The sequence below is a fragment of the Ruegeria sp. BF6 genome, from assembly GCF_056538665.1.
In genome coordinates, this window is the sequence record NZ_JBQFTN010000005.1 from 37590 (window position 1) to 60901 (window position 23312).

Genomic DNA, 23312 nt, shown 5'->3' on the forward strand with positions numbered 1-23312 from the left:
ACATGTCCGTTATCAACGCGGAAACCTACACCAAGTTCCAGCCGATCTTTCTGGACGCAGTAAAAACCCGCACGGAACCACGAGCGGGTATAGCGGCTATGATGCATGCCATCGTCAATCATCTTGTAGAAGCATCGTACAACCGCAATGACATCGAGGAGCTCAAGCCCTACGTCACTTTGTTCGTGCAGGAAGTTCGGGATGGTCTGATCGACCCATTCCCCAAAGGACCCTATCTTTCTGGTCTTGAGCCTACTCCAAACCCGGTCTTCACCCCGTATCAGAAGGACCTGTTTTCGGAACGTCCTACAGAGGACAACTCAGCCGAGCGAGCCTTGATCGATCAGCTGATCGCAGCGACGAAGCTGTATGACAACAGCCAAGCAATACAAGAGCTGTTTGCCTTTACGGTTCGCCTTCGTGAATTTGCTCCCTTCAACGCGATGCTGCTGCACATACAGAAGCCCGGCCTCACGCACGCGGCGACAGCCCATGATTGGTGGCAACGGTTCGGCCGGGTGCCGAAGAAGGGCGCACGACCGCTCCTGGTTCTACGAATGAAAGGGCCGGTCGATTTCGTATTCGACGTGCAGGATACCGAAGGCAAGGAGCTGCCGGTCGATGCGTTCTCCTTCCCGACCTTCGGTAATCTGAGTGACAACCGCTTCGCCGAGTTCATGCGCGCTGTCGGGAAGGAAAAGATCGATCTCGTCCAATTGGACGCCGGCGATGGTCAGGCAGGCTGGATTCGGCTGTTGGGCCGCTCGAAGAGCGACAAGGGAAAGAACTTTTACCAGCTAGCCTACAACCGAAACCATCCAGCACCGACGCGTTTTGTGACAGTCGCCCATGAGTTGGCGCATCTTTATCTCGGCCACCTTGGTGCGGACAACGGGCGCCGCGTTCCGAATCGGAGCGACACGCCGTACGAGTTGATGGAGATCGAGGCCGAAATGGCAGCCTATTTGGTGGCGATGCGCAACGGGCTCAAGCCAAGGAGCGAGAGTTACCTATCAAACTACAAAGGGGCATTTGAAGATCTGAACCTCTACGCGGTGACGCGAACCGCAAATGCAATAGAAACCGCGATGGGCCTATCTGCGCAGAAGCTATGGAACGAGAAGAGGGGGCTCAAAGTTGATTGATGTTCACAACAAGATCTGGTCTTTTCTCGTTTTTGGATGCGCCCACTGGCAATCAGAAAAATAGGATCTTCAATGATTCCAGCTAAGCAGAGTTTCTTTGTTTACTCCGAGTGTGAACAAGCCGCTTGGAAGAACGGCTTCAGAAAGAAGCTCGGCCAAGAAAATGGTTGGGCGAAATTTGGTTCCACGACGGCCAAGGGAGCTGTCTTTCTAGCAGCCGAGAATGAGCAAGGCCCATGGTTTGTTGCCATCGACCACGCCGGCGTCGCGGCTGAGTTACCCTTTCCGAAATCTGCAATTAACTCCCCAGGTATAGCAGTTTACAGTGCCTCTCGGATGTCCGAGCTGTATCCGGTTCTGGAACGCATCTATGAGCTGTCAGTGAGCCTTCCAGACGGTCCTCTGGAAGAGTTCCAGGTTGCTACGAAAGGATTGCCGGAAACAACCGAAGCTGAGCGGCTTGTAAAGCAACGGATTGGTCAGGATATCTTCAGAAATCGTTTAATCTCTTATTGGCAGGGGCGCTGCCCGATTTCGGACATTTCTGACACTGAACTCCTTAGGGCCTCACACATTAAGCCGTGGAAAGACTGCGAAACCGATGCTGAGCGGTTGGACATCCACAACGGGATATTGTTGTCAGCATTATGGGACGCAGCATTCGACAAGGGTCTGGTGACTTTCAAGGACGACGGGACACCTAAGTTTTCGAGTAAACTATCCGAGCCGGCAATGAGCTCGTTGTCCGGACATTCCAAGCAGATCTCTGGTCTAACTGCTGGGCACAAGGAGAACCTGATCTGGCATCGCGATCAGGTGTTCAATCCTTGAGAAACTGAAATCTATCCTTCGACACCCGCATAAGGCGATTTACTTGCTTTCTTCTGCACTATTATCGCGAAACAGTGCAAACTTATGGGCAAATCGTGCAAACTTATGGGGTGCGTGAAGGTTTGTGCGCGTCCCTACAACAGGCTAGAAATCCAGGTTTTCGACGCTCAATGCGTTTTGCTGGATGAACTCACGGCGCGGTTCCACCACGTCACCCATCAATTTGGTGAACAGATCGTCAGCCTCGACCATATCATCCACTCGCACCTGCAACAGCGTGCGGGCATCTGGGTCCAGAGTGGTTTCCCACAGCTGATCAGGATTCATTTCACCCAGCCCTTTATACCGCTGCAGTGACAGACCCTTTTCGCCTTCTTCCAGAATGGCCCGCAACAGATCCAGCGGGCCGTGAATGACCTGAGACCGATCGCGACGGACCAGTGTCGCAGGGGTGTTGTAAACCTCTTGTAGGCTCTGAGTGAAACTGCCTGTCTTGCGCGCTTCACCCGAACGGAGCATCGGGCCGTCCAGCGTGCGGACCTCTTCCACACCGCGCAGAATACGGGCCAGGCGGATACCGTGATCTTGCGTGATCCGCCCTTGCCAGCCGCGCTCGTATTCCAGCGCGATCAGATCGAGACGGGCAGCGACCTTGTCGGCCACGCCTTGCAAATCGGCATCGACCGCGCCGGGCACGAAGGCCCCTGCCACGGCGGCCTGTTCCAGAATGTGGCGCGGGTAGTGGGTTGGGAAGGCATCCAGCACGCGCTTCAGCTGCCGTGCCTCGTCGACCACACGGGTCAGATCCTGACCGATAATCTCTTCGCCCGAGCCGAGCTTCAGCACTGCGCCTTCAACACCCTGATTGATCAGGTAATCGTCCAACGCCGCCTGATCCTTCAGGTAAACTTCTGATTTGCCACGCGAAACTTTATAAAGCGGAGGCTGGGCAATATAGAGAAATCCACCTTCAATCAGCTCCGGCATCTGCCGATAGAAGAAAGTCAGCAGCAGCGTCCGGATATGTGCGCCATCCACGTCGGCGTCGGTCATGATGACGATCTTGTGGTAGCGCAGCTTTTCGATGTTGAACTCATCGCGGCCAATGCCGGTGCCCAGCGCCATCACGAGGTTGCCGATTTCCTGGCTCGACAGCATCCGGTCAAACCGCGCCCGTTCGACGTTCAGGATCTTGCCGCGCAGGGGCAAAACAGCCTGTGTCAGCCGGTCCCGACCCGTCTGCGCCGACCCACCGGCTGAGTCTCCCTCGACCAGGAAGACTTCGGTCTTGGACGGGTCTTTTTCAGAGCAGTCCTTCAGCTTGCCGGCCAGATAGTTCACATCCATCGCGGTCTTGCGGCGGGTCAGTTCGCGCGCCTTGCGGGCAGCTTCACGGGCCAGAGCAGCCTCGATGATCTTGCCGACGATGGCCTTGGCCTCGTTCGGATTTTCCTCGAACCACTCGGCCAGTTTTTCGTTCATCAGACCTTCGACCGCCGGACGTACCTCGGAGGACACCAGCTTGTCCTTGGTCTGGGACGAGAATTTCGGATCGGGTACCTTGACCGACAATACGCAGGTCAGCCCCTCGCGCGCATCGTCGCCGGTAAAACTGACCTTTTCCTTTTTCGCAATACCGCTGGATTGCGCGTAGTTGTTGATCGTCCGGGTCAGGGCGCCGCGAAAACCGGCCACGTGGGTACCACCATCGCGCTGTGGGATATTGTTGGTGAAGGGCAGCACCGTCTCATGATAGCTGTCATTCCACCACATCGCGATTTCCACGCCGATATCGTCGCGTTCACCCTTTATATAGATCGGCTCGGGCATCGCAGGGGTCTTGGACCGGTCGAGGTATTTGACGAATTCCTTGACGCCGCCTTCATAAAACAGTTCGGTTTCCAGCCGCTCAGCGGGGCGTTCATCAATGAGGATGATCCGGACACCCGAGTTTAGGAAGGCCAGCTCGCGCAGGCGTTTTTCCAGCGTCTCAAACGAGAATTCGAGGTTCGAGAACGTGTCGGTCGAGGCCAGAAACCGTACCTCGGTCCCGGTGCGGTCACCGCATTCTCCGACGACTTTTAGATGTTCTGCCGTCTCACCGCCCTCAAAACGCGCGACGTGTTCCTTGCCAGCGCGCCAGATACGGAGTTCCAGCCAATTCGATAGCGCATTTACCACCGACACACCCACGCCGTGCAGACCACCCGATACCTTGTAAGAGTTGCTGTCGAACTTACCACCAGCATGCAGCTGGGTCATGATGACCTCGGCGGCCGAGACACCCTCTTCCGGGTGAATGTCCACCGGAATTCCGCGCCCATTATCACTGACCGAGACGCTGGAATCTGCGTGAATTTTCACAGTCACATGGTCGGCGTGACCGGCCAGCGCCTCGTCAATTCCGTTGTCCACGACCTCATACACCATATGGTGCAGACCCGAGCCATCATCCGTGTCCCCGATATACATACCAGGGCGTTTGCGAACCGCCTCTAAGCCTTTGAGAACTTTAATGGAATCAGCGCCGTATTCTTGTGGTGCCTGTGCGTCTTCGGACATGCCGTTAGTACCTATATTATTTTGGTAACTTATACGTTTTCTGGTGGGGAATGTCACGCGCTCCCCCAATATTTTGTGGTTCTGACCGGCTTTATTTGCCGATCAAAGCCGATCAAGGTCTGCTGCGATATCCTCGGCGATTTCTACCGCGTTCACATCGTCGCGTTCGGCTGACAATCGCAGGCCCAGAAGGTCGGATTGGTACCGCGCGGCAAGACGACCCGGGTTGTGATCCGGCCCAATCTCACCGGCCTCTTGCGCGCGACGAAACAGGTCTGCGAAACAGGTTTTCATCGCGACCATATAGGCGCGCGCCTGACCGGCCAGATCATGATCTTTGGCCTGCAATTCGGCATAGGTCTTGGCCAACATGCAGGCTTTGGTCGGCAGGCACGACGCCTCGACCACACGACGCGGCTGAGCCTTAAGCGCACCAAGCGGACCCAGTTCCTCTGCCAATGCCATCATATTTGCGACCCCGTCCTGCGCATACCGTTCCAACGCCAACCCATAGAGCGCATCTTTCGACCCGAACGCTGCGTAGAAGCTGCCCGGCTTCAGTTTCAGCTCATGCTCCAGATCTTTCAGTGACGTTCCGGCCCAGCCGTGACGCCAGAAGATATCACGGGCCTGCGCGATCAGTGCTTCGCGGTCATAAGAAGGTTTGCGGGGCATTGTCTTCACCAATTCTTGAACGTTCGCTCAAATATATACTTGAGCGATCACTCAAGAAACCCTAAATACAACTCATCACGCCAGAAACAGGAGTTCCGACATGGCCAATTTCCCGTCTCATGACCTCGAATCCGCCCCCGATGGTTCCAAACCGCTGCTCGAGAAATCTCAGGCCGCATTCGGCCGCCTGCCCGGCCTGCACAAGGTGATGGCCGAAAGCCCGCAGCATCTGGAAGGCTATCAGGTTCTGCACGGCCTGTTCATGCAGACCGATTTCGACAATGAGGAAAAAACCGTCGTCTGGCAGACCATAAACGTGGAAAACGAGTGCCACTACTGTGTGCCCGCCCACACCGGCATCGCCAAAATGATGAAGGTCTCGGACGAGATCACCGAGGCCTTGCGCAATGAAACTCCGCTGCCGAGCGCCAAGCTCGAAGCGCTCCGCACCTTCACCCTGCAAGTGATGGAGACCCGCGGCAACCCGACCGAGGAACAGTTGCAGGCGTTCTTTGACGTCGGTTACTCGCACCGCGCAGTTCTGGACGTGGTGCTGGGTTTGGCGCAAAAAACCATGTCGAACTACGTCAACCACATGGCAAAAACACCGGTGGATGAGGTCATGCGCGGCTTCTTGTGGGAACGCAAAGTCAGCGAACCAGCCTAAGCGGTCACGACCGAGCCCTCAGCGCCTTCGGTAACGATCAGCGTTTGGGCTCGCCCCCCCAATTCCGCAAAAAGTTCAGGCCCGGTGCCCGTCATCCAGGCCTGAGCCCCCAACGCGCAAATCTCATCATAAAGCGCGGCACGTCGCCCGGCGTCCAAATGCGCAGCCACCTCATCCAGCAACACGATCGGCGGCGCACCTACCATTCCGGCCAGTGCCCGTGCATTTGACAGGATCAGGGAAACAAGCAGCGCCTTCTGTTCTCCGGTCGAGCAATCCTTTGCCGGAACCCCTTTCGCAGCGAATATCCCATGTAAGTCCGACCGGTGCGGCCCGACCAGCGTGCGCCCTGCGGCCAGATCTCGGAAACGGTTTTGACTCAGCGCCTCGCGCAGCTCGTCTGCCGACTCAGGCATCGCACCTTCGGTCTGCACCAATTCCAGATCCGCCGAAGGAAAGGCAGTTTCCGCCTGCTCCTGCGCCGCGTGCAGGTGATCCAACGCCGCCAAACGCGCAGTATGAATGCGATGGCCGGTTTCAGCCATCTGCCCCTCAAGCGCCGCATACCAATGCGCATCCCGCACCTGCTCTTTTAGCAAGCGATTCCGTTCGCGCATGGATTTTTCATAGGTCAGAGACGCCTCGGCATGGGTGGGATCAAAGCTCAGCGCAATGCGGTCCAGAAACCGCCGCCGCCCTTCGGCTCCTTCGATCCACAGACGGTCCATCGAGGGGATCAGCCAGACCATTCGCGCCAGTTTGCCCAGATCAATCTGGCTCGCGGCCTTGCCGTCAATCCGAACCTGACGCGCTGCGCCGCCCTCGGACCACGTTTCGATCTCATAGTTCTGGCCCTGAACGTTCAGCAGCCCTGACAGTTTCCAGCCCAGCGCCTCTGGCCGCCGGGTCATCTCGGCCGCACTTGCCCGTCGCATCCCGCGACCAGGCGAGAACAGAGAGACCGCTTCCAGGATATTGGTCTTACCGGCCCCGTTCGGCCCATGAATCACCACTGGCCGCCCGTCCAAGGACAACCGCGCCAGCTTGTGCGATCGGAAATGTGAGACCGTAAGATCGGTCAGGGCCAAACTCATGACCCCTCCCTTTCGTTAAGGATCACCCCGAAGGGTCGATCAGACGCGCATCGGCATGACAACGTAAACCGCGCTTTGATCATTGCCTTCGCGCATCAGGGTCGGATCGCCTGCCGAGTTGAACAGGAACACCGCGTTCTCACGATCCACCTGGCTGGCGATCTCCAGCAGATATTTTGCGTTAAATCCAATCTCGAGCCGTTCGTCGCCATAGGCAACAGCCAGTTCTTCCTCAGCGGCCCCGCTATCAGGTGCATTGACCGACAAGACCAGCTTGTCAGCGTCTAGTTGAAGCTTCACCGCGCGCGAGCGCTCGGACGAAACGGTCGCAACCCGGTCAACGGCCTGCGCGAATTCGGCGGCGTCCACTTCCAACTGGCGCGTGTTGCCCTGCGGGATCACGCGCGTGTAGTCGGGGAAGGTGCCATCGATCACTTTCGAGGTCAGGGTGATATCGGGCGTCGCGAAACGCACCTTGGTTTCGCTGACGGAAACGGCAATATCCATCTCATCATCGTCCAGCAGCTTGCGCAGCTCGCCCACGGTCTTGCGCGGCACGATCACGCCAGGCATATCCGCCGCGCCATCCGGAAGATCGGCGTCGATACGGGCCAGACGGTGGCCATCAGTGGCTACGCAGCGCAGCACCTTGCCGCCTTCGGAACCATCGGCCACATGCATATAGACACCGTTCAGGTAATACCGTGTCTCCTCGGTCGAGATGGCAAATTTCGACTTGTCGAACAGCCGCCGCAGCAGCGCGGCCGAGGCAGAAAAGTTCGACTGATATTCCGAGGACGCCATCACCGGGAAATCCTCTTTCGGCAGCGTCGCCAGCGAGAAGTTCGACCGGCCCGCTTCAACCGTCAGACGCCCAGCGGCACTGTCAGCGGTCAGAGTCACCAGCGCTCCGTCCGGCAATTTGCGCACAATCTCATGCAACGTCGTTGCCGCCACGGTTGTAGCACCTGCCTTCTCAACTTGCGCCGGGGCCTTGTCGACCACTTCGATATCCAGATCGGTGGCACGGAACATGGCCTGATCGCCTTCAGCCTCGATCAACACGTTGGCAAGTATGGGGATGGTGTTGCGACGTTCGACAACAGATTGGGCCTGGGAAACGGCCTTGAGAAGGGTGCCGCGTTCGATGCTGATCTTCATACCCTCAGTTCCTCTGACTTGCGTACCGACATGGGCGGGACTGGCACGTTAGCGGTTCCACCCTGAGGTACAAGGATTTTTTACGGTTTTCTGGGTCGGAACGGCCAAAGCGTCAAGGGGCCCGTGGCCGTGCGGGCACAGTTGACGCGCAACCGTGGGCTACAGCGCACAAAAAAGCCCCGGGCACGAAGGTCCGGGGCGTTTCCTGAGGGGCTTGAGGTAAGTCTCAGGCTTCCAGCGCGCGGCGCAGCATTTCCACGTCTTCGGCAATCTGGCCGTCGGTGGTTTTCAACTCTTCGATGCGTTTGACACCATGCATGACAGTGGTGTGGTCACGCCCGCCAAAGCGACGGCCGATCTCGGGCAGCGAGCGGCTGGTCAATTGCTTGCACAGATACATCGCCACCTGACGCGGGCGGGCATAAGACCGCAGGCGTTTGGGGCCAATGATGTCTGACAGGCGAATATTGTAATAGTCCGACACTTTACGCTGAATCTCTTCGACGGTGATCTTGCGCTCGGACGCACGCAGCACGTCGGCCAGACAATCCTGTGTCAGCTCCATGTCGATCTCACGCCCCACCAGCGAGGCAAATGCGAACAGACGCGTCAGCGCGCCTTCCAGCACGCGCACGTTGGTCGAGATGCGTTGAGCAAGAAACTCCAGTACGCCGTCGGCAATTGTCAGGTCGGGATAGGTGCTGCTGTAATGCTGCACCTTGTTTTGCAGGATGCCCAGACGCAGCTCGTAATCGGTCGGGTGCAGGTCCACAACCAAACCGCATTGCAGGCGCGACTTCACGCGCTCTTCCAGATCCTTAATCTCGCCCGGGGCGCGGTCCGCCGAGATAATGATCTGCTTGTTCTGGTCCACCAGCGCGTTGAAAGTGTGAAAGAACTCTTCCTGGGTCGAGTCTTTGCCGGCGATGAACTGCACGTCATCGACCATCAGAACGTCGACCGAGCGGAACAGGTGTTTGAAGTCCATCATCCGGCGTTCACGCAGGGCTCGCACAAAGCGATACATGAACTGCTCTGCCGACAGATACAGCACGTTCAACTCGGGCCGCTTGGTCTTCAGCTCCCATGCGATGGCATGCATCAGGTGGGTTTTACCCAGTCCGACACCGCCATACAGAACCAGCGGATTGAATGTGACGGGACCACCTTCCGAGACACGGCGCGCCGCAGCGTGGGCCAGTTCGTTGGGCTTGCCGACCACAAAGCTGTCAAATGTGAAACGGGCGTCCAATGGCGCAGCCTGCAGCGATTCCAATGCGTCATTTGTCGACTCGGCCTGCTGCGACAGAGATTGGGGTTGCGGTGTGTCCTGAGCGGTCGCGGATGCGGCTTTCGGTTCGTTGGACGGTCGCACCGGCGAATTAGCGGCGACGCGAAAGGCCAGCCGTTGCACCGATTCCCCGGCGGTGTTCATCTCATACAGAATGAGATCCGCAAAATTCTGGCTCACATAGTTGCCCATGAAATTGGTCGGTACCGAGAACACCGCCACGCCATCCTGTAGCTCTTGGAATTCAAGAGGTTCGATCCAGGTGGTGTAGTTGTTCTTGCCGACCGCCTTGAGCAATTTGTTACGCAGTTGTCCCCATTTCTCTTGTGTCATCAAGCGCCTCACGCATCCCATTCTTTATTGGCCTGCCGGCCTTATTACCCAGTTCCGGTTACCCGGTTATTTTGCTTTCACTCGCAATAGGGTACCCACACGCCGAACCACGCTGGTCTGGCGAGGCCGTCCCCAGAAAGTCAGCACAGCCTGACATGTGGACACCCAGATACAGGGCGCCCCGTGTGCCGGGTTGCGCATCGCAAACAATATTTTAGACAGGGCTCGGATCTTCGGTCACCCAAAGACCTTTAGCAGATCAACAAACGGGCATTGTCCGTTTGCCAACATTCGTTTCACGACCCTCCTGATGCCCGTCAGTTTGGTCAATGAAACAGCCTGTCCCCCCAAGCGAGTGAATCGCTGACTTAGTGGTAGCAAGAGGCCAAGGCGTACGGCAACGAAACTCTGATGTTGACTCGGGTCTTTCGCCGAAAGAATCTCTCGACTTCGTGAAGACGCGGCTTTCCGGCAACAGCACAAAAAAAGCGCCACGAATTGTGGCGCTTTTGAGAACAATTCAACCGTGAAATGTTGACCCAGGGTCAACCCACGAGTTTAGCCCAGCGCTTTTACCCGGGCCGACAGACGCGACATTTTGCGCGAGGCGGTGTTCTTGTGGAAGACGCCTTTGGTGACGCCGCGCATCAGTTCGGGCTGAGCCGCACGCAGAGCTGCGGTTGCTGCGTCCTTGTCACCGGACGCGATCGCTTCTTCGACTTTGCGCAGGTAGGTGCGGATGCGCGAGCGACGTGCTTTGTTGATTGCGAAGCGCTTGTCGTTCTGACGCGCGCGTTTTTTAGCCTGGGGCGAATTTGCCATGTGTTTCTGACCTTCGTTCGGTACGGTTATATTCGGTTACGCGTCACGGATTATCCGCACCGGATCAGAGTCACGGGTGTGAGTCGGGCCAAGCGGGCCGCACGCGCATGTATAGCGGCGCTTGTTACCCAAGATTGCAGGCATTGCCAAGCCGATTCTTTTGTTGTGCATAGCGGGCATGAAAAAGGCGGGCCTAGCCCGCCTGTTCCGATCCCCCGCGTGCGCCTTACTTATCGCGGAACTGGGCGGCGCGTTTTTCCTGAAACGCGGCCATGCCTTCTTTCTGGTCTTCGGTTGCGAACATGGAATGAAAGACGCGGCGTTCGAACAACAGGCCCTCGCTTAGCGTGACTTCATAGCTGCGGTTGACGGCTTCTTTGGCGGCCATTGTGCTCAGCTGGGATTTCTCGGCGATCTTATGGGCTGCCCCAATCGCTTCTTCCACAAGCTTCTTGGCCGGAACCACCCGGCTGACCAGCCCGGCACGTTCGGCTTCTTCGGCATCCATGAAACGGCCGGTCAGGTTCATGTCCATCGCTTTGGACTTGCCGACAAAGCGGGTCAGGCGCTGCGTGCCCCCCAACCCGGCAATGACGCCCAGATTGATTTCAGGCTGGCCGAACTTGGCCGTGTCAGCGGCAATGATGAAGTCGCACAGCATCGCCAGCTCGCACCCGCCGCCCAGCGCGTAACCGGAAACGGCGGCAATGATCGGCTTGCGGATCGCACAGATTCGATCATTGAAATCACCGAACAGATTGGACGCGTAGACGTCGACAAAACTCATCGTGGACATCTCTTTGATATCCGCGCCAGCCGCAAAGGCTTTGTCCGAGCCGGTGATGATGATGCAACGCACCTTGTCATTCTGGTCCGCATCTTCAAGCGCCGAGCAAAGCTCCTGCGTGAGCTGTGAGTTCAGCGCATTCATTGCATCGGGTCTGTCGAGCTTGATAAGTGCGACGTGGTCTTCGATTTCGACGATGATCGTCTCAAAAGCCATGAGGTGTAAGCTTCCGGTTGTTCCGTTCAGATACGATTCCTTATCACGCGAGGAAGCTGGATCAAGTTATCTTTGGCATTGCGCGCAATAGAAGGATGAGCGACCGGACTGGGTGATTCTTTTGACGACCGCGTCGCAGCCTTCGGTGCGGCAGGTCTCGCCCTCGCGGCCATAAACGTCAAAGTTGTGCTGAAAATATCCAAGTTCTCCATCGGCTTGGCGGAAATCGCGCAGGGATGAACCGCCCGCCTCGATGGCATCCTGCAGCACCTGTCGGATGATCGGAACCAGAGCCGCGACCCGTGCCGCAGAAATCTGCCCGGCTTTGCGACGTGGCGACACACCCGCGCGATAAAGCGCCTCGCAAACGTAGATATTGCCCAATCCGGCAACGATTCCCTGATCCAGCAGCGCCGATTTAACCGGGGAGTTCTTGCCCCGGAATGCGTCGATCAGATGCTGCTCGTGGAAATCATTGCCCAGCGGCTCGGGCCCCAGAACCGACAAAAGCTTATGCTGCTCGGCGGTCGCCGTCGGCAGCAGGTCCATCGCGCCGAACCGACGCGGATCGTTGAAAGTCACCCGCGCGCCATTGGCCATGTGGAAAATCACGTGGTCATGTTTCTCGGGCATCGGATGTTCATGCACAAACTGTCCAAGAGGATCGCCCGACACCGTCATGCGCCCGGACATGCCCAGATGGATCAGCAAGGTCTCACCACTACTGAGATCGGCCAGGATGTATTTCGAGCGTCGCCGCAGCCGATCCACCTGCTGCCCGGTCAGCCGTTCGGCCATGCGGTCGGGGAAGGGCCAGCGCAAATCGGGACGGTTTACATCCGCCCGTTCGATCACCACACCCTCCATCGCAGGCGTCAGCCCGCGGCGGACCGTTTCGACTTCGGGAAGTTCCGGCATGTGCTCTCCTGATTTGCCGCAAGCGCATCCTCAAACGCCCGCACCATTTCATCATGTCCGGTTACATATTTCAGAATCCGCGCCGTCTTCCCATCTGAAAAACGCAGCACATAGGTTCCGCGGTGGCGAAGGCTGATTTTGGTCAGCTTTGTCAGGTCAAAATGCCGCCGCTGAAACAGCGGAGCCATCATGACCAGTTCACCCCCGTCAATCGTGATGACATTGGCAAGATGAAAGATCAGCGTGTAGATCACCAAAGCCAACAGGGTAAGCTTGACCGCCACAATCGCTTCGGGGTTTTGAAACGGGATGGCCTCTTCGAATTCTCCCAGATCGGGCCGCACAAAACCCACATAGAAATAGATGGTTAGAACCAGGATCGTCACCACTATCGCGCCGGGAGCCGTGCGAAAGGTTTTGCGCGTCAGAGTCTGTTGCGCCGGTCTATCGCTGCCCGCGCGCAGCATAGCCTCGTGAACAACGTCATTTGGATAGTGCCGGGCCAGTGCATCCACCTTGCCTCCCAGCCTTTCGGCACGGTACACCCGCAGGATCGTGCAAAAGACAGCCCTGATCCGCCAGCCAAAAAACAAAATCACTAAAACTATGGACAGCAAAGCTGCGAGAATGCTTGCCAACAGGACATCTCCGAGGTCTGGAACACCTGATCCCGTCATAGGCCGGGACTAAGGAAAATCTGTGACGCGCCCTTCAATTCGTCTCCCCTGCTACCTTTTCGCGCGATTGTCTTCCCGGCGCGGGGGCCTATAAGGATGAGCAACACAGGCAAAGGCGTCCTTTCATGTCCGACAATAGCGACAAGACCACACATTTCGGGTTCGAAACCGTACGCGAGGCTGACAAGGCCGGGCGTGTGCAGGGCGTGTTTAACTCGGTCGCCTCGAAATACGACGTGATGAACGACGTCATGTCGATGGGCATCCACCGGGTCTGGAAAGACGCGATGATGGACTGGTTGGCGCCGCGCCCCGGTCAACGTCTGCTGGACGTGGCGGGCGGCACCGGCGATATTTCGTTCCGGTTCCTCAAGCGCGCGGGCTATGGCCATGCCACCGTTCTGGACCTGACCGAGCCGATGCTAATCGAAGGCCGCCAACGTGCCGAGGCCGACCAGATGGCCGACAGTCTGAACTGGGTGGTGGGTGATGCGATGGCTCTGCCATTCGAGGACAACACGTTTGACGTTTACACCATCTCGTTCGGCATCCGAAACGTGACCCGCCCGCAAGAGGCGCTAAACGAGGCGTTCCGCGTGCTGAAACCCGGTGGCCGCCTGATGGTTCTGGAATTCAGCCAACTGCCGAATGACGGACTGCAAAAACTCTATGACCTCTACAGTTTCAACGTCATCCCCCGGATGGGCAAGCTGATTGCCAACGATTACGACAGCTATCAGTATTTGGTGGAATCGATCCGCAAGTTCCCGGATCAGGAGACGTTTCTGAACATGGTCCGCGCTGCCGGGTTCGAGAACGCCAAATACCGCAATCTCAGCATGGGTATCGCCGCGCTGCATTCCGGCTGGAAGATCTGACTCATGCGTGGCCCTCACAACATCATTCGCCTGGTTCGCACAGGCGCAACACTCGAACGCACAGGCGCCATGAACGTGGTGCTGGACGCTTTTGAGGCACCGCGCGCCCTGCGTTTCGTGGCCCATGCCTTGGGCAAGCCTTTTCAGTGGCTTGGCTACAAAGGCGACCCCAATATGCCGCCTGCCACACGGGCGCTAACGGCGCTGGGCCCGGCCTATATCAAGTTTGGGCAAGTCCTCTCGACCCGCCCCGACGTGGTGGGTAATGAACTGGCGGCCCAGTTGCGCGTGCTGCAGGACAAACTGCCGCCCTTTTCCCGTGCCGAGGCCATGGCCGAAGTGACCAAGGAACTGGGGCAGCCGGTAGATGAGGTGTTCTCGGAATTCAGCGAACCCATCGCCGCAGCCTCTATTGCGCAAGTTCACAAGGCCAAGCTGAGCAGCACCGGCGAGGACGTCGCGGTTAAAGTACTCCGCCCCGGCATCGAACGCGCGTTCCGCAAGGACGTGGATGCATTCTATTTCGCCGCCCGTATCGTCCAGTTGTTCGCCCCCGGCGCGCGCCGCCTGCGCCCGATGGACGTGATCGAGCATTTCGATGGTGTCGTGCGCGGTGAGTTGGACCTGCGTCTGGAAAGCGCCGCCGCCTCGGAATACGCCGCCAACACCAAGGATGACGCCGGGTTCTGGCTGCCCCCCGTGGTGTGGTCCCTATCCGCCCGCCGGGTGATGACGCTCAGTTGGGCTGACGGAATTCCGCTGGGCGAAAACGAAGCCCTCGACGCCGCCGGACACAACCGCCGCGATCTGGCGGAACGGGTTCTGCGCCTGTTCCTGCTGCACGCGCTGCGCGACGGCTATTTCCACGCTGACATGCACCAGGGCAACCTCAAGGTCGCGGCAAATGGTGATATCATTGCCTATGACTACGGCATCATGGGCCATATCGACGAATACACCCGCCGGGTCTATGCCGAGATTCTCTTTGGCTTCATCCGCCGCGACTATAAACGCGTGGCCGAAGTGCATTTCGAGGCCGGGTATGTCCCCGCCAATCAGGATGTCGATGAATTCGCCCGGGCCCTGCGCGCGGTGGGTGAACCGATCTTCGGCATGGACGCCACCCATATCTCGATGGGACGCCTGCTGAACTACCTGTTCGAAGTCACAGAACGGTTCGGCATGGAAACCCGGACCGAACTGATCCTGCTGCAACGCACGATGGTGGTGGTCGAGGGCGTCGCACGATCACTCGATCCACATACGAACATCTGGGAGGTCGCCCGCCCTGTGGTAGAGGATTACATCAAGCAATCCATTGGCCCGCGTGCGGCCCTGCGCGATTTCAGCAAAACTGCGTGGGTTCTGGCGCGTTTCGGCCCGCGCCTGCCGGGTTTGGTCGAAAACGCCCTGATCGCCCAGACGCAGAAGGACGAGCCAGAGAAATCACCTCTGTGGTCCGCCGCCCTGCCCGCCGGTATCGGGGTAGCAGCAGGTGCCGCGCTTGTTCTCTTGCTCAACGCGCTCAGTTAGCACCAACTCGCCCGCTTCATCTGGCCAGAAATACTAGCGTGGGGAATCGCACCCCTCGCGATGGAGGGCAGACAGCCTCCCGGCACGACCCCGTGTTCAGAGTCGCTCGATGGCGATTGCAATCCCTTGCCCGCCACCGATGCACATGGTCACCAGCCCTTTGGTCCCGCCTGTGCGCTCCAGTTCATACAGCGCCTTCAGCGTGATGATCGCCCCGGTTGCCCCAACCGGGTGCCCCAGAGCAATCGCCCCGCCATTCGGATTCACCTTCGACGCATCCAGCCCAAGATCCTGATTCACCGCCAGAGCCTGCGCCGCAAACGCCTCATTGCTTTCGATCACATCGAAATCGTCTACCGACAGACCGGTCTTGTCCATCAGGTTCCGCACCGCCGGAACGGGCCCAATCCCCATCACCTCGGGGCGGACTCCGGCATGCGCATAACCCAGAATGCGCGCCTTGGGTTTCAACCCGGCCTTCTCGGCCGCTTCTGCCGTGGCCAGAACCATCGCCGCCGCGCCATCATTGATGCCCGAGGCATTGCCCGCCGTCACACGACCGTCCTTCTTGAACACCGGCCGCAACCCGGCCAAAGCCTCGGCCGTGGTGGCCTTGGGGTGTTCGTCAACCTTGAAGTCCACCATGTCCCGCTTGACCTTAACTTGTACGGGCGCGATCTGGCTGTCGAAATATCCCGCCTCGATCGCCGCCGCCGCGCGGGTCTGGCTGGTCATTGCAAAATTGTCCATTTGCTCGCGGCTGATCTGATGCTCATCGGCGACATTCTCGGCAGTCACGCCCATATGACCGGTGCCGAAAGGGCAGTTCAGCGCCCCCAGCATCATGTCCAGCGAGGACACATCGCCCATCTTCGCCCCCCACCGCGCCTGCGGCACGATATACGGGCTGCGCGACATGCTCTCGGCCCCGCCCGCCACGGCAAACTCGGCATCACCCAGCATCAGGGACTGCACAGCAGAGACAATCGCCTGCGCGCCCGATCCACACAACCGGTTCACATTCATCGCAGGTGTCCCGTTCGGTATCCCCGCCTGCATTGCAGCAACGCGCGACAGGTACATGTCGCGTGGCTCGGTATTGATCACATGACCGAATACAACATGCCCAATTTGGGCACCTTCCACACCCGACCGCTCCAGCGCGGCTTCTGTGGCGACGGTTGCAAGATCGATGGGCGCGGTCGAGGCCAGCGCGCCGCCAAAGGTTCCAATTGCGGTGCGGGCACCGTCCAGCAATACGATATCGGTCATGTCAGTCTCCTCCGGGATTCGGTGCCAGTATGCACCTGCAGCATACACATGTCCTATGGGACGTCCCGTCACGGTTGGAATTGACATCTACCCCTTCAAGGCGCAAGAAATTCCGTCATGACGGACAATACTGACGATATCCTGACACGCCTGCCCGCCCGCCTGAAAGAGGCGCGCCGGGCCAAGGGCCTGTCGCTTGAAGCCGTGGCCAATCTCAGCGGCGTGTCCCGCTCGATGGTCAGCCAGATCGAACGGGGGGAAAGCAGCCCAACCATCTCGACCCTGTGGAACCTGACCCGCGCCCTGCAGGTCGATTTCGCGGGCTTATTGGAGGAAGCCGACACCGCCGACCAGATCGAGGTCCTGCGCAAAGCCGAAGTGCCCAGCATCGACAATATGGGTCAGAATTGCCGTATCCGCATCCTCTCGCCGCCCGAAGAGGCGGGCGGACATGAGGTCTATGATATCGAGTTCGACACGGGTGGCGCTTTGACAAGCCAGCCCCATACCCGCGGCGCAAGGGAGCAACTGACGGTGTTGGAAGGCGCGGTCCGTGTGTCCTCGGGCACCGCGTCCCGTGAACTGCAACAGGGCGACACGGCCCGTTACGCGGCGGATGTGGCGCATTCGATTGTCGCCGGCGGCCCGGCCCGCGTGTTCCTGATTGTTAAGAACGCCTGAGGTCAGCCCTTCCGTTTTTGCGGATTTTTTTCTTTTATATTGTAATTCCCCCATTTGGGAATTACATCCGTTATGTTAGATATGCGACTCACATAAACGGAGACCGCCATGGCAGATGCATTCCTGTCCCATATCACGGACACCCTCGCGCAGATCGAATCCGAAGGCCTGTACAAACGCGAACGAATGATCACCTCGCCTCAGGGCGGTGAGATAACGGTGGGCGACAAGCAGGTGATCAATCTGTGCGCCAACAACTATCTGGGTCTGGCCGATCACCCCGCCCTGATCGACGCCGCCAAGGGCGCTATGGAACCCAAGGGGTTCGGTATGGCCTCGGTCCGGTTCATCTGCGGCACACAGGATATTCACCGCGAGCTGGAGCAGAAGCTGGCCAAGTTCCTGAACAAGGACGATGCGATCCTGTTCGCCGCCTGTTTCGATGCCAATGGCGGGCTGTTTGAGCCTTTGTTAGGGCCGGAAGACGCCATCATCTCGGACAGCCTGAACCACGCTTCGATCATTGATGGCGTGCGGCTGTGCAAGGCCAAGCGCTACCGTTACATGAACAACGACATGAATGACCTCGAAGCCTGGCTGAAACAGGCGCGCGAAGACGGGGCGCGGCATATCATGATCGCCACCGACGGTGTGTTCTCGATGGATGGTTATCTGGCCAATCTGCCGAAGATTCGCGAACTGGCCGACAAGTACGACGCCATCGTCATGGTCGACGACTGCCACGCGACCGGCTTTATGGGGCCGAACGGTGCAGGCACGCCGGATCATTTCGGCGTCGACATGGACATTCTGACGGGAACTTTGGGCAAGGCACTTGGGGGGGCAATCGGCGGTTACATCGCCGGGCCGCAGCCGGTGATTGATCTGCTGCGGCAGCGGGCGCGGCCCTATCTGTTCTCGAACTCGCTGCCACCCTCCATCGTCGCTGCCGGTCTGGAAGCGATCCGTCTGGTCGAAGAGGGCGACATGCTGCGCGCGCAACTGTTCGGCAACGCCAAATACTGGCGCGCGGGGCTTGAGAAGCTGGGCTTTGACCTTTTGCCGGGGGAACACCCGATCATACCGGTGATGCTGGGTGAAGCGAAACTGGCGCAAAAGATGGCCTCACGGTTGTTTGACGAGGGCGTCTATGTCTCGGGCTTCTTCTTCCCTGTCGTCCCGCGCGGACAGGCACGGATCAGAACGCAGATGAATGCGGCTCTGACCAAGGATGAACTGGACCGCGCGCTGGCGGCCTTTGGCAAGGTCGGCAAAGAACTCGGTGTCATCGAATGATCCTGCCGTCGGTTATCGACACCATTGGCAACACACCTTTGGTTGAGCTGTCGCGCCTGTGCGCGAACTTGAACCTGAACGGGCGTATTGTAGCCAAACTGGATTACCTGCTGCCGGGGTTTTCAAAAAAGGACCGGGCAGCCCGATCCATCATCGAACTGGCGCGCGCCGACGGCACATTGTCACCGGGGCAGACGGTCGTTGAACTGACATCGGGCAATATGGGCACCGGTCTGGCAATTGTCTGCGGCATTCTGGGCCATCCCTTCGTCGCGGTCATGAGCGCTGGAAACTCGGTCGAGCGCGCGCGCATGATGCGGGCTCTGGGGGCTGAAGTCGTGATCGTCCCGCAAGCCGAAGGCAGCAAACCCGGTGAAGTGTCCGGGGCTGATCTGGCATTGGTGGATGAGGCCGCACAGCGCATCACCGCCGAACGCAATGCGTTTCGCGCCGACCAATTCGGTCATTCAGGCAACCCCAAAGCCCATGCTACCGGCACGGGGCCGGAAATCTGGGACCAGTCTGGCGGGTCCGTGACGGCATTCTGCGACTTTGCAGGATCCGGCGGTACTCTGGCCGGGGCCGCGGAATACCTGACCCCGTTGGGTGTGCGCTGCTATGCGGTCGAGCCCGAAGGCGCGCGGGCAATCGCCGGAGAAGCCATCAGCAACCCGGACCACCCAATTCAGGGCGGCGGCTATGCCATGGGAGATCTGATCCACCTGAACGGAACGACCCTGGCCGGACATCTGTCGGTTTCAGGCGACGCGGCTCGGGACGGGGCGCGGTTGCTGGCCCGGACCGAAGGCATTTTTGCGGGATTTTCGGCAGGAGCCAACCTCGCTGCGGCCGTCGACCTGTTGCGCGGTCCGGAAAAAGGCGGCTGCGTAGCGATTGTGATGTGTGACAGCGGTCTCAAATACCTGTCCACCGATTTGTGGGAGTAAACTCATGCGATCGAACACTATGAAAGCACTTGAGAAATCCAAGCCCGAAGAGGGCCTCTGGATGGTACAGGCCCCGGTGCCCGAAATCGGCCCGGAAGAGGTTTTGATCCGCGTCAACAAGACCGGTATCTGCGGCACCGACATCCATATCTGGAACTGGGATGAGTGGGCCGCCGCGACCGTGCCGATTCCAATGATCACGGGCCATGAGTTCGCCGGTGAGATCGTCGAACTCGGGCGCAACGTGACCGGGCTTGAAATCGGTCAGCGCTGTTCCGGCGAAGGCCACCTGATCACCACCGACAGCCGTCAGAGTCGTGCGGGCAAGTTCCATCTGGACCCCGGCACACGCGGGATCGGGGTGAACGAACAAGGGGCATTTGCCCAATACCTGAAATTGCCTGCCTTCAACGTGGTGCCTCTGCCGGATGATGTCCCGGATGAGATCGGCGCAATCCTCGACCCTCTGGGCAACGCCGTGCACACAGCGCTAAGTTTCGATCTGCTGGGCGAGGATGTTCTGATCACAGGCGCAGGCCCCATCGGCATCATGGCGGCGGCCGTCGCGCGCCATGCGGGCGCCCGGCATGTGGTGATCACGGATATCAACCCGGATCGCCTGAAACTGGCCGAGCATGTGGTGCCGGCCGTCCGCACCGTCGATGTCTCCAAAGAAGAGTTGCAGGATGTCATCACCGAACTGGGCATGAAGGAAGGCTTCGATGTGGGCCTCGAAATGTCCGGTTCCCAAATCGCGCTGGACCAGATGGTCGAGGCGCTGGTGATGGGCGGCAAGATCGCCCTGCTGGGTATCCCGCCCGGGAAATCTCCGGTCGACTGGTCGCGCATCGTGTTCAAGGCCATCACCATCAAGGGCGTCTATGGGCGCGAGATGTTCGAGACCTGGTACAAGATGATCGCCATGTTGCAGAACGGTCTGGACGTCAGCCGGGTGATCACGCACGAGATGAAGGTCGACGAGTTCGCCGAAGGCTTTGCCGCGATGAAATCGGGTCGGTCCGGCAAGGTGGTGCTCGACTGGACCTAACGCTCTGGCACCGCGCGGGATATGATCCTAAACAGGGAAGAACCCGCGCGTTTGGAGGAGCACATGGGCGAAAAAGACAGGTATCTGGAACGCGGGATCGAGGACTCGCTAGTCACGGACTTCGCGCAGACCCATCGCAAGAGCTATGGCGATTTCCTACAGCTCAAGACCCTGCTGAACCTGCAAAAAACCTTTCAGGACCCCGCCCAACCCGATGAGATGCTGTTCATCATCATCCATCAGGTCAGTGAGCTGTGGTTGAAACTGATGCATCACCAGTTGGTCGAGGTGCGCCGTTTTCTACAAAAGGACGAGTTCGGCCCGGCGATGAAGAACCTCGACCGGGTCAAGGCGATCCAGCGACAGCTGATCGCAGCCTGGGAAACGCTGCTGACTATGACCCCTGCCGATTACCTGACCTTCCGGCAGGCGCTGGGGAATTCGTCAGGATTTCAAAGCTATGGTTACCGCCAGATCGAGTTCATTCTGGGCAACAAGGATGCCTCGACCCTGAAAGTGCATGAACATGACCCCGAGGTCATGGCGTTGCTGAATGACGCGCTGAGCAAACCGTCACTCTATGATGAGGTGCTGTTTATGCTGGCGCGCCAAGGGTTTGATGTTCCGCAGGACCTTCTTGATCGCGACTATGCGCTGCCCTATTCCGGCAACCCGCGTGTGGTGAAAATCTGGGTGCAGGTGTTCCGTGACACGGATCGTTATTGGGACCTCTATGCACTGGCCGAGAAATTGATGGACGTGGAATCCCTGTTTCAGCGCTGGCGGTTCGATCACGTCACTGCGGTTGAACGGGTGATCGGTAATCAACCCGGCACCGGTGGGTCCAGCGGTGTGGCCTTTCTGCGCAAGGCCTTGGATTTGCGCTTTTTCCATGATCTCTACGACATGCGGACCGAACTGATGTATACCGAGCAGGAGTAAACGATGCTGTACCGGGGTTTCACTCAGGACGAACTGGATCAGGAATACTCGCCCCGGTCGATGATCGGCGGTGACCTGACCCCCTATGTCGACAGCTACGCCGCGCTCAGCGCACAGCACCGGGCGCGCATGAAGGTGAAAGAGAACCTGGCTTTTGGCGAAAGCCCGGCGCAGGTGCTGGACTTCTTTCCTGCCAAAGGAGCAGGCGCACCGCTACATGTGTTTATCCATGGGGGTTATTGGCAGGCGCTCAGCCAGCGCGAGTCGGCCATGATGGCCCCGGCGCTGGTGGAGGCCGAGCAATCATTTGCCACCCTCAATTACACGCTCGCCCCGGACGCGCGTATCGGGGACATGATCGAGGAATGCCGCAATGCCCTGCTCTGGCTGGCGGTGAACGCGTTCAGTCTGGGCTTCGATCCATCCCGCGTCACCCTGTCCGGCCACAGTGCCGGTGCGCATCTGGCAAGCATGGTCATGGCGGGTTCGGCCGATGCGCTGGCCCGTGCCGGGATGCGCGTGCGCGATGTGATCCTGATCAGCGGTATTTACGATCTGGAGCCGATCAGCCTGACCCCCGTCAATGATCCGCTGCAACTGACCCCGGTCGAAGTGAACGACCTGTCACCCATTCGCCATCTGCCCAGACCCGGCCCACGCTACCACGTGACCGTGGCCGAACGGGACACGCCCGAGTTCATTCGCCAAAGCCGCGACTATGCCGAACTGCTACGCAAGGGCGGGCATTCGGTCAGTTTCGATCTTAAAATGGGCATGCAGCATTTCGACATCATAATGCACCCCGAGACGTTTTTGGCCACGTGGCGATAGTAAAGAGTATTGAGCGTTAGACAGATCTGGCCTTTGCCTCAAAAAGCCAACACAACCAATACAAACCCTACTTTTTTAACCGAGCCTCGAATGTCCGGTTCGAGCCCGTTACGAACATTGCTTTTTGGCTAGGTGCAGTGCTCGAATTGACCAAAAATACGCGGCGGTTACACTACTGGCGATTTTTGGATTCAACATCAGAAGAAATGCGGGGAATAAGTTTCATGGGTATTCACAGATTAAATCCTGCGGGAGATCAGCTTGAACCTTCTGATCTTGTACCGAAAGAGGCGTTTACAACAAGCGACACGACGGAACTTATCCACTACGCCCATCTGGATGAAAATTCGGGAATTTCGTCAGGGGTTTGGAAATGCGCCCCGTGTCGAGAAGAAATTGATGCTTATCCGGTGAACGAGCTAATGACGGTTATTTCTGGGTCTGTAACAATCACCGATGATAAAGGCACACCGCACACATTTTCTGCCGGGGATACGTTTTTTATCTCCAAGGGAGCAAAATGTATCTGGGAGATTACAGATACGTTGCACAAATATTTCATGATAGCCGAGTAATCCAAACAGCCAACGGCATCTGAGTCCGCACAGCCGACGTTAACCCAGACTCACCTCTTATACAGGACAGAATTGTAAGACGCGCGGCACTGGCTGGAATCGGGAAATCTCGCACAAACGATCGAAGTCC

Annotated in this window: 22 protein-coding genes; 12 read left to right on the top strand and 10 right to left on the bottom strand. The window is 58.4% G+C overall.

What is annotated here, in order from left to right; translation table 11 throughout:
- Positions 1-2: 2 nt before the first annotated feature.
- Together ACR0IM_RS14075 and ACR0IM_RS14080 are read left to right on the top strand one after the other, a co-directional pair.
- A complete protein-coding gene (locus ACR0IM_RS14075; protein WP_480682307.1) occupies positions 3-1145 on the top strand; it encodes an ImmA/IrrE family metallo-endopeptidase in 1143 nt (380 codons plus the stop codon).
- Between the two features lie 72 nt (positions 1146-1217).
- The gene (locus ACR0IM_RS14080) at positions 1218-1976 is read left to right on the top strand and encodes an HNH endonuclease (RefSeq protein WP_480682308.1); all 759 of its coding nucleotides are present in this window, start codon (positions 1218-1220) and stop codon (positions 1974-1976) included.
- A 144-nt stretch (positions 1977-2120) separates the two neighbouring features.
- On the opposite strand, the gene gyrB is transcribed toward ACR0IM_RS14080, so the two are convergent.
- Both gyrB and ACR0IM_RS14090 read right to left on the bottom strand, forming a co-directional pair.
- The gene (gene gyrB, locus ACR0IM_RS14085) at positions 2121-4538 is read right to left on the bottom strand and encodes a DNA topoisomerase (ATP-hydrolyzing) subunit B (RefSeq protein ID WP_480641960.1); all 2418 of its coding nucleotides are present in this window, start codon (positions 4536-4538) and stop codon (positions 2121-2123) included.
- A gap of 102 nt (positions 4539-4640) precedes the next feature.
- The gene (locus ACR0IM_RS14090; protein WP_480594477.1) at positions 4641-5213 is read right to left on the bottom strand and encodes a TetR/AcrR family transcriptional regulator; all 573 of its coding nucleotides are present in this window, start codon (positions 5211-5213) and stop codon (positions 4641-4643) included.
- 100 nt (positions 5214-5313) lie between these two features.
- Here ACR0IM_RS14090 and ACR0IM_RS14095 point away from each other — a divergent pair, with 100 nt between their 5' ends.
- Positions 5314-5880: a carboxymuconolactone decarboxylase family protein gene (locus ACR0IM_RS14095; RefSeq protein WP_480594476.1), complete on the top strand. Its 567-nt coding sequence runs from the start codon at positions 5314-5316 to the stop codon at positions 5878-5880.
- Here the strand turns inward: ACR0IM_RS14095 and recF are convergent.
- The 7 genes from recF to ACR0IM_RS14130 all read right to left on the bottom strand — a co-directional run bounded on the left by recF (position 5877) and on the right by ACR0IM_RS14130 (position 13140).
- Positions 5877-6974 carry a DNA replication/repair protein RecF gene (gene recF, locus ACR0IM_RS14100; protein WP_480682309.1) on the bottom strand — a complete coding sequence of 366 codons (1098 nt, stop codon included), beginning with the start codon at positions 6972-6974 and terminating at the stop codon, positions 5877-5879. The genes ACR0IM_RS14095 and recF overlap by 4 nt on opposite strands.
- Before the next feature lie 39 nt (positions 6975-7013).
- Positions 7014-8135 carry a DNA polymerase III subunit beta gene (gene dnaN / locus ACR0IM_RS14105; protein ID WP_480594474.1) on the bottom strand — a complete coding sequence of 374 codons (1122 nt, stop codon included), beginning with the start codon at positions 8133-8135 and terminating at the stop codon, positions 7014-7016.
- A gap of 226 nt (positions 8136-8361) precedes the next feature.
- Positions 8362-9759: a chromosomal replication initiator protein DnaA gene (gene dnaA / locus ACR0IM_RS14110; RefSeq protein WP_480641956.1), complete on the bottom strand. Its 1398-nt coding sequence runs from the start codon at positions 9757-9759 to the stop codon at positions 8362-8364.
- Positions 9760-10317: 558 nt separating this feature from the next.
- Entirely contained in the window at positions 10318-10581 is a 264-nt protein-coding gene (gene rpsT / locus ACR0IM_RS14115; RefSeq protein WP_058282200.1) for a 30S ribosomal protein S20, read from the bottom strand.
- 226 nt (positions 10582-10807) lie between these two features.
- Positions 10808-11584 (bottom strand): enoyl-CoA hydratase, encoded by a 777-nt coding sequence (locus tag ACR0IM_RS14120; RefSeq protein ID WP_480594472.1) that lies wholly within the window; start codon positions 11582-11584, stop codon positions 10808-10810.
- A 66-nt stretch (positions 11585-11650) separates the two neighbouring features.
- Positions 11651-12502: a bifunctional DNA-formamidopyrimidine glycosylase/DNA-(apurinic or apyrimidinic site) lyase gene (gene mutM / locus ACR0IM_RS14125; protein WP_480682310.1), complete on the bottom strand. Its 852-nt coding sequence runs from the start codon at positions 12500-12502 to the stop codon at positions 11651-11653.
- On the bottom strand, positions 12460-13140 hold the full coding sequence (locus ACR0IM_RS14130; protein WP_480682311.1) for a hypothetical protein: 681 nt from the start codon (positions 13138-13140) through the stop codon (positions 12460-12462). Before ACR0IM_RS14130 ends, mutM begins: the two co-directional genes overlap by 43 nt.
- A gap of 164 nt (positions 13141-13304) precedes the next feature.
- Here ACR0IM_RS14130 and ubiE point away from each other — a divergent pair, with 164 nt between their 5' ends.
- Together ubiE and ubiB are read left to right on the top strand one after the other, a co-directional pair.
- Positions 13305-14057, top strand: coding sequence for a bifunctional demethylmenaquinone methyltransferase/2-methoxy-6-polyprenyl-1,4-benzoquinol methylase UbiE (gene ubiE / locus ACR0IM_RS14135; RefSeq protein WP_480682312.1), 753 nt, complete (start codon positions 13305-13307; stop codon positions 14055-14057).
- 3 nt (positions 14058-14060) lie between these two features.
- Positions 14061-15590 (top strand): 2-polyprenylphenol 6-hydroxylase, encoded by a 1530-nt coding sequence (ubiB, locus tag ACR0IM_RS14140; RefSeq protein WP_480682313.1) that lies wholly within the window; start codon positions 14061-14063, stop codon positions 15588-15590.
- 96 nt (positions 15591-15686) lie between these two features.
- Here ubiB and ACR0IM_RS14145 read toward each other — a convergent pair whose 3' ends face one another.
- Positions 15687-16862, bottom strand: coding sequence for an acetyl-CoA C-acyltransferase family protein (locus ACR0IM_RS14145; protein ID WP_480682314.1), 1176 nt, complete (start codon positions 16860-16862; stop codon positions 15687-15689).
- A gap of 117 nt (positions 16863-16979) precedes the next feature.
- Here ACR0IM_RS14145 and ACR0IM_RS14150 point away from each other — a divergent pair, with 117 nt between their 5' ends.
- The 7 genes from ACR0IM_RS14150 to ACR0IM_RS14180 all read left to right on the top strand — a co-directional run bounded on the left by ACR0IM_RS14150 (position 16980) and on the right by ACR0IM_RS14180 (position 23182).
- Complete coding sequence (locus tag ACR0IM_RS14150; RefSeq protein ID WP_480682315.1) at positions 16980-17543, top strand: helix-turn-helix domain-containing protein; 564 nt, start codon at positions 16980-16982, stop codon at positions 17541-17543.
- 108 nt (positions 17544-17651) lie between these two features.
- A complete protein-coding gene (locus ACR0IM_RS14155; protein WP_480682316.1) occupies positions 17652-18839 on the top strand; it encodes a glycine C-acetyltransferase in 1188 nt (395 codons plus the stop codon).
- Positions 18836-19786 carry a PLP-dependent cysteine synthase family protein gene (locus ACR0IM_RS14160; RefSeq protein ID WP_480594464.1) on the top strand — a complete coding sequence of 317 codons (951 nt, stop codon included), beginning with the start codon at positions 18836-18838 and terminating at the stop codon, positions 19784-19786. Before ACR0IM_RS14155 ends, ACR0IM_RS14160 begins: the two co-directional genes overlap by 4 nt.
- Positions 19787-19805: 19 nt before the next feature.
- A complete protein-coding gene (gene tdh / locus ACR0IM_RS14165; protein WP_480682371.1) occupies positions 19806-20834 on the top strand; it encodes an L-threonine 3-dehydrogenase in 1029 nt (342 codons plus the stop codon).
- 63 nt (positions 20835-20897) lie between these two features.
- Positions 20898-21776 (top strand): tryptophan 2,3-dioxygenase, encoded by an 879-nt coding sequence (locus ACR0IM_RS14170; RefSeq protein WP_480682317.1) that lies wholly within the window; start codon positions 20898-20900, stop codon positions 21774-21776.
- A 3-nt stretch (positions 21777-21779) separates the two neighbouring features.
- Entirely contained in the window at positions 21780-22607 is an 828-nt protein-coding gene (locus ACR0IM_RS14175) for an alpha/beta hydrolase (RefSeq protein ID WP_480682318.1), read from the top strand.
- 224 nt (positions 22608-22831) lie between these two features.
- The gene (locus ACR0IM_RS14180; RefSeq protein ID WP_480682319.1) at positions 22832-23182 is read left to right on the top strand and encodes a cupin domain-containing protein; all 351 of its coding nucleotides are present in this window, start codon (positions 22832-22834) and stop codon (positions 23180-23182) included.
- Positions 23183-23312: the final 130 nt, after the last annotated feature.

Excerpts from the sequence above, each read along its gene's own strand:
- ACR0IM_RS14170 (WP_480682317.1), top strand. The coding sequence starts at position 20,898 with ATGGGCGAAAAAGACAGGTATCTGGAACGCGGGATCGAGGACTCGCTA.
- recF (WP_480682309.1), bottom strand. The coding sequence starts at position 6,974 with ATGAGTTTGGCCCTGACCGATCTTACGGTCTCACATTTCCGATCGCAC.
- ubiE (WP_480682312.1), top strand. The coding sequence starts at position 13,305 with ATGTCCGACAATAGCGACAAGACCACACATTTCGGGTTCGAAACCGTA.
- ACR0IM_RS14080 (WP_480682308.1), top strand. The coding sequence starts at position 1,218 with ATGATTCCAGCTAAGCAGAGTTTCTTTGTTTACTCCGAGTGTGAACAA.
- ACR0IM_RS14160 (WP_480594464.1), top strand. The coding sequence starts at position 18,836 with ATGATCCTGCCGTCGGTTATCGACACCATTGGCAACACACCTTTGGTT.
- rpsT (WP_058282200.1), bottom strand. The coding sequence starts at position 10,581 with ATGGCAAATTCGCCCCAGGCTAAAAAACGCGCGCGTCAGAACGACAAG.
- ACR0IM_RS14075 (WP_480682307.1), top strand. The coding sequence starts at position 3 with ATGTCCGTTATCAACGCGGAAACCTACACCAAGTTCCAGCCGATCTTT.
- ACR0IM_RS14090 (WP_480594477.1), bottom strand. The coding sequence starts at position 5,213 with ATGCCCCGCAAACCTTCTTATGACCGCGAAGCACTGATCGCGCAGGCC.
- tdh (WP_480682371.1), top strand. The coding sequence starts at position 19,806 with ATGAAAGCACTTGAGAAATCCAAGCCCGAAGAGGGCCTCTGGATGGTA.
- ACR0IM_RS14175 (WP_480682318.1), top strand. The coding sequence starts at position 21,780 with ATGCTGTACCGGGGTTTCACTCAGGACGAACTGGATCAGGAATACTCG.
- ACR0IM_RS14095 (WP_480594476.1), top strand. The coding sequence starts at position 5,314 with ATGGCCAATTTCCCGTCTCATGACCTCGAATCCGCCCCCGATGGTTCC.
- ACR0IM_RS14180 (WP_480682319.1), top strand. The coding sequence starts at position 22,832 with ATGGGTATTCACAGATTAAATCCTGCGGGAGATCAGCTTGAACCTTCT.
- dnaA (WP_480641956.1), bottom strand. The coding sequence starts at position 9,759 with ATGACACAAGAGAAATGGGGACAACTGCGTAACAAATTGCTCAAGGCG.
- ACR0IM_RS14145 (WP_480682314.1), bottom strand. The coding sequence starts at position 16,862 with ATGACCGATATCGTATTGCTGGACGGTGCCCGCACCGCAATTGGAACC.
- gyrB (WP_480641960.1), bottom strand. The coding sequence starts at position 4,538 with ATGTCCGAAGACGCACAGGCACCACAAGAATACGGCGCTGATTCCATT.
- dnaN (WP_480594474.1), bottom strand. The coding sequence starts at position 8,135 with ATGAAGATCAGCATCGAACGCGGCACCCTTCTCAAGGCCGTTTCCCAG.
- mutM (WP_480682310.1), bottom strand. The coding sequence starts at position 12,502 with ATGCCGGAACTTCCCGAAGTCGAAACGGTCCGCCGCGGGCTGACGCCT.
- ACR0IM_RS14150 (WP_480682315.1), top strand. The coding sequence starts at position 16,980 with ATGACGGACAATACTGACGATATCCTGACACGCCTGCCCGCCCGCCTG.
- ACR0IM_RS14120 (WP_480594472.1), bottom strand. The coding sequence starts at position 11,584 with ATGGCTTTTGAGACGATCATCGTCGAAATCGAAGACCACGTCGCACTT.
- ACR0IM_RS14155 (WP_480682316.1), top strand. The coding sequence starts at position 17,652 with ATGGCAGATGCATTCCTGTCCCATATCACGGACACCCTCGCGCAGATC.
- ubiB (WP_480682313.1), top strand. The coding sequence starts at position 14,061 with ATGCGTGGCCCTCACAACATCATTCGCCTGGTTCGCACAGGCGCAACA.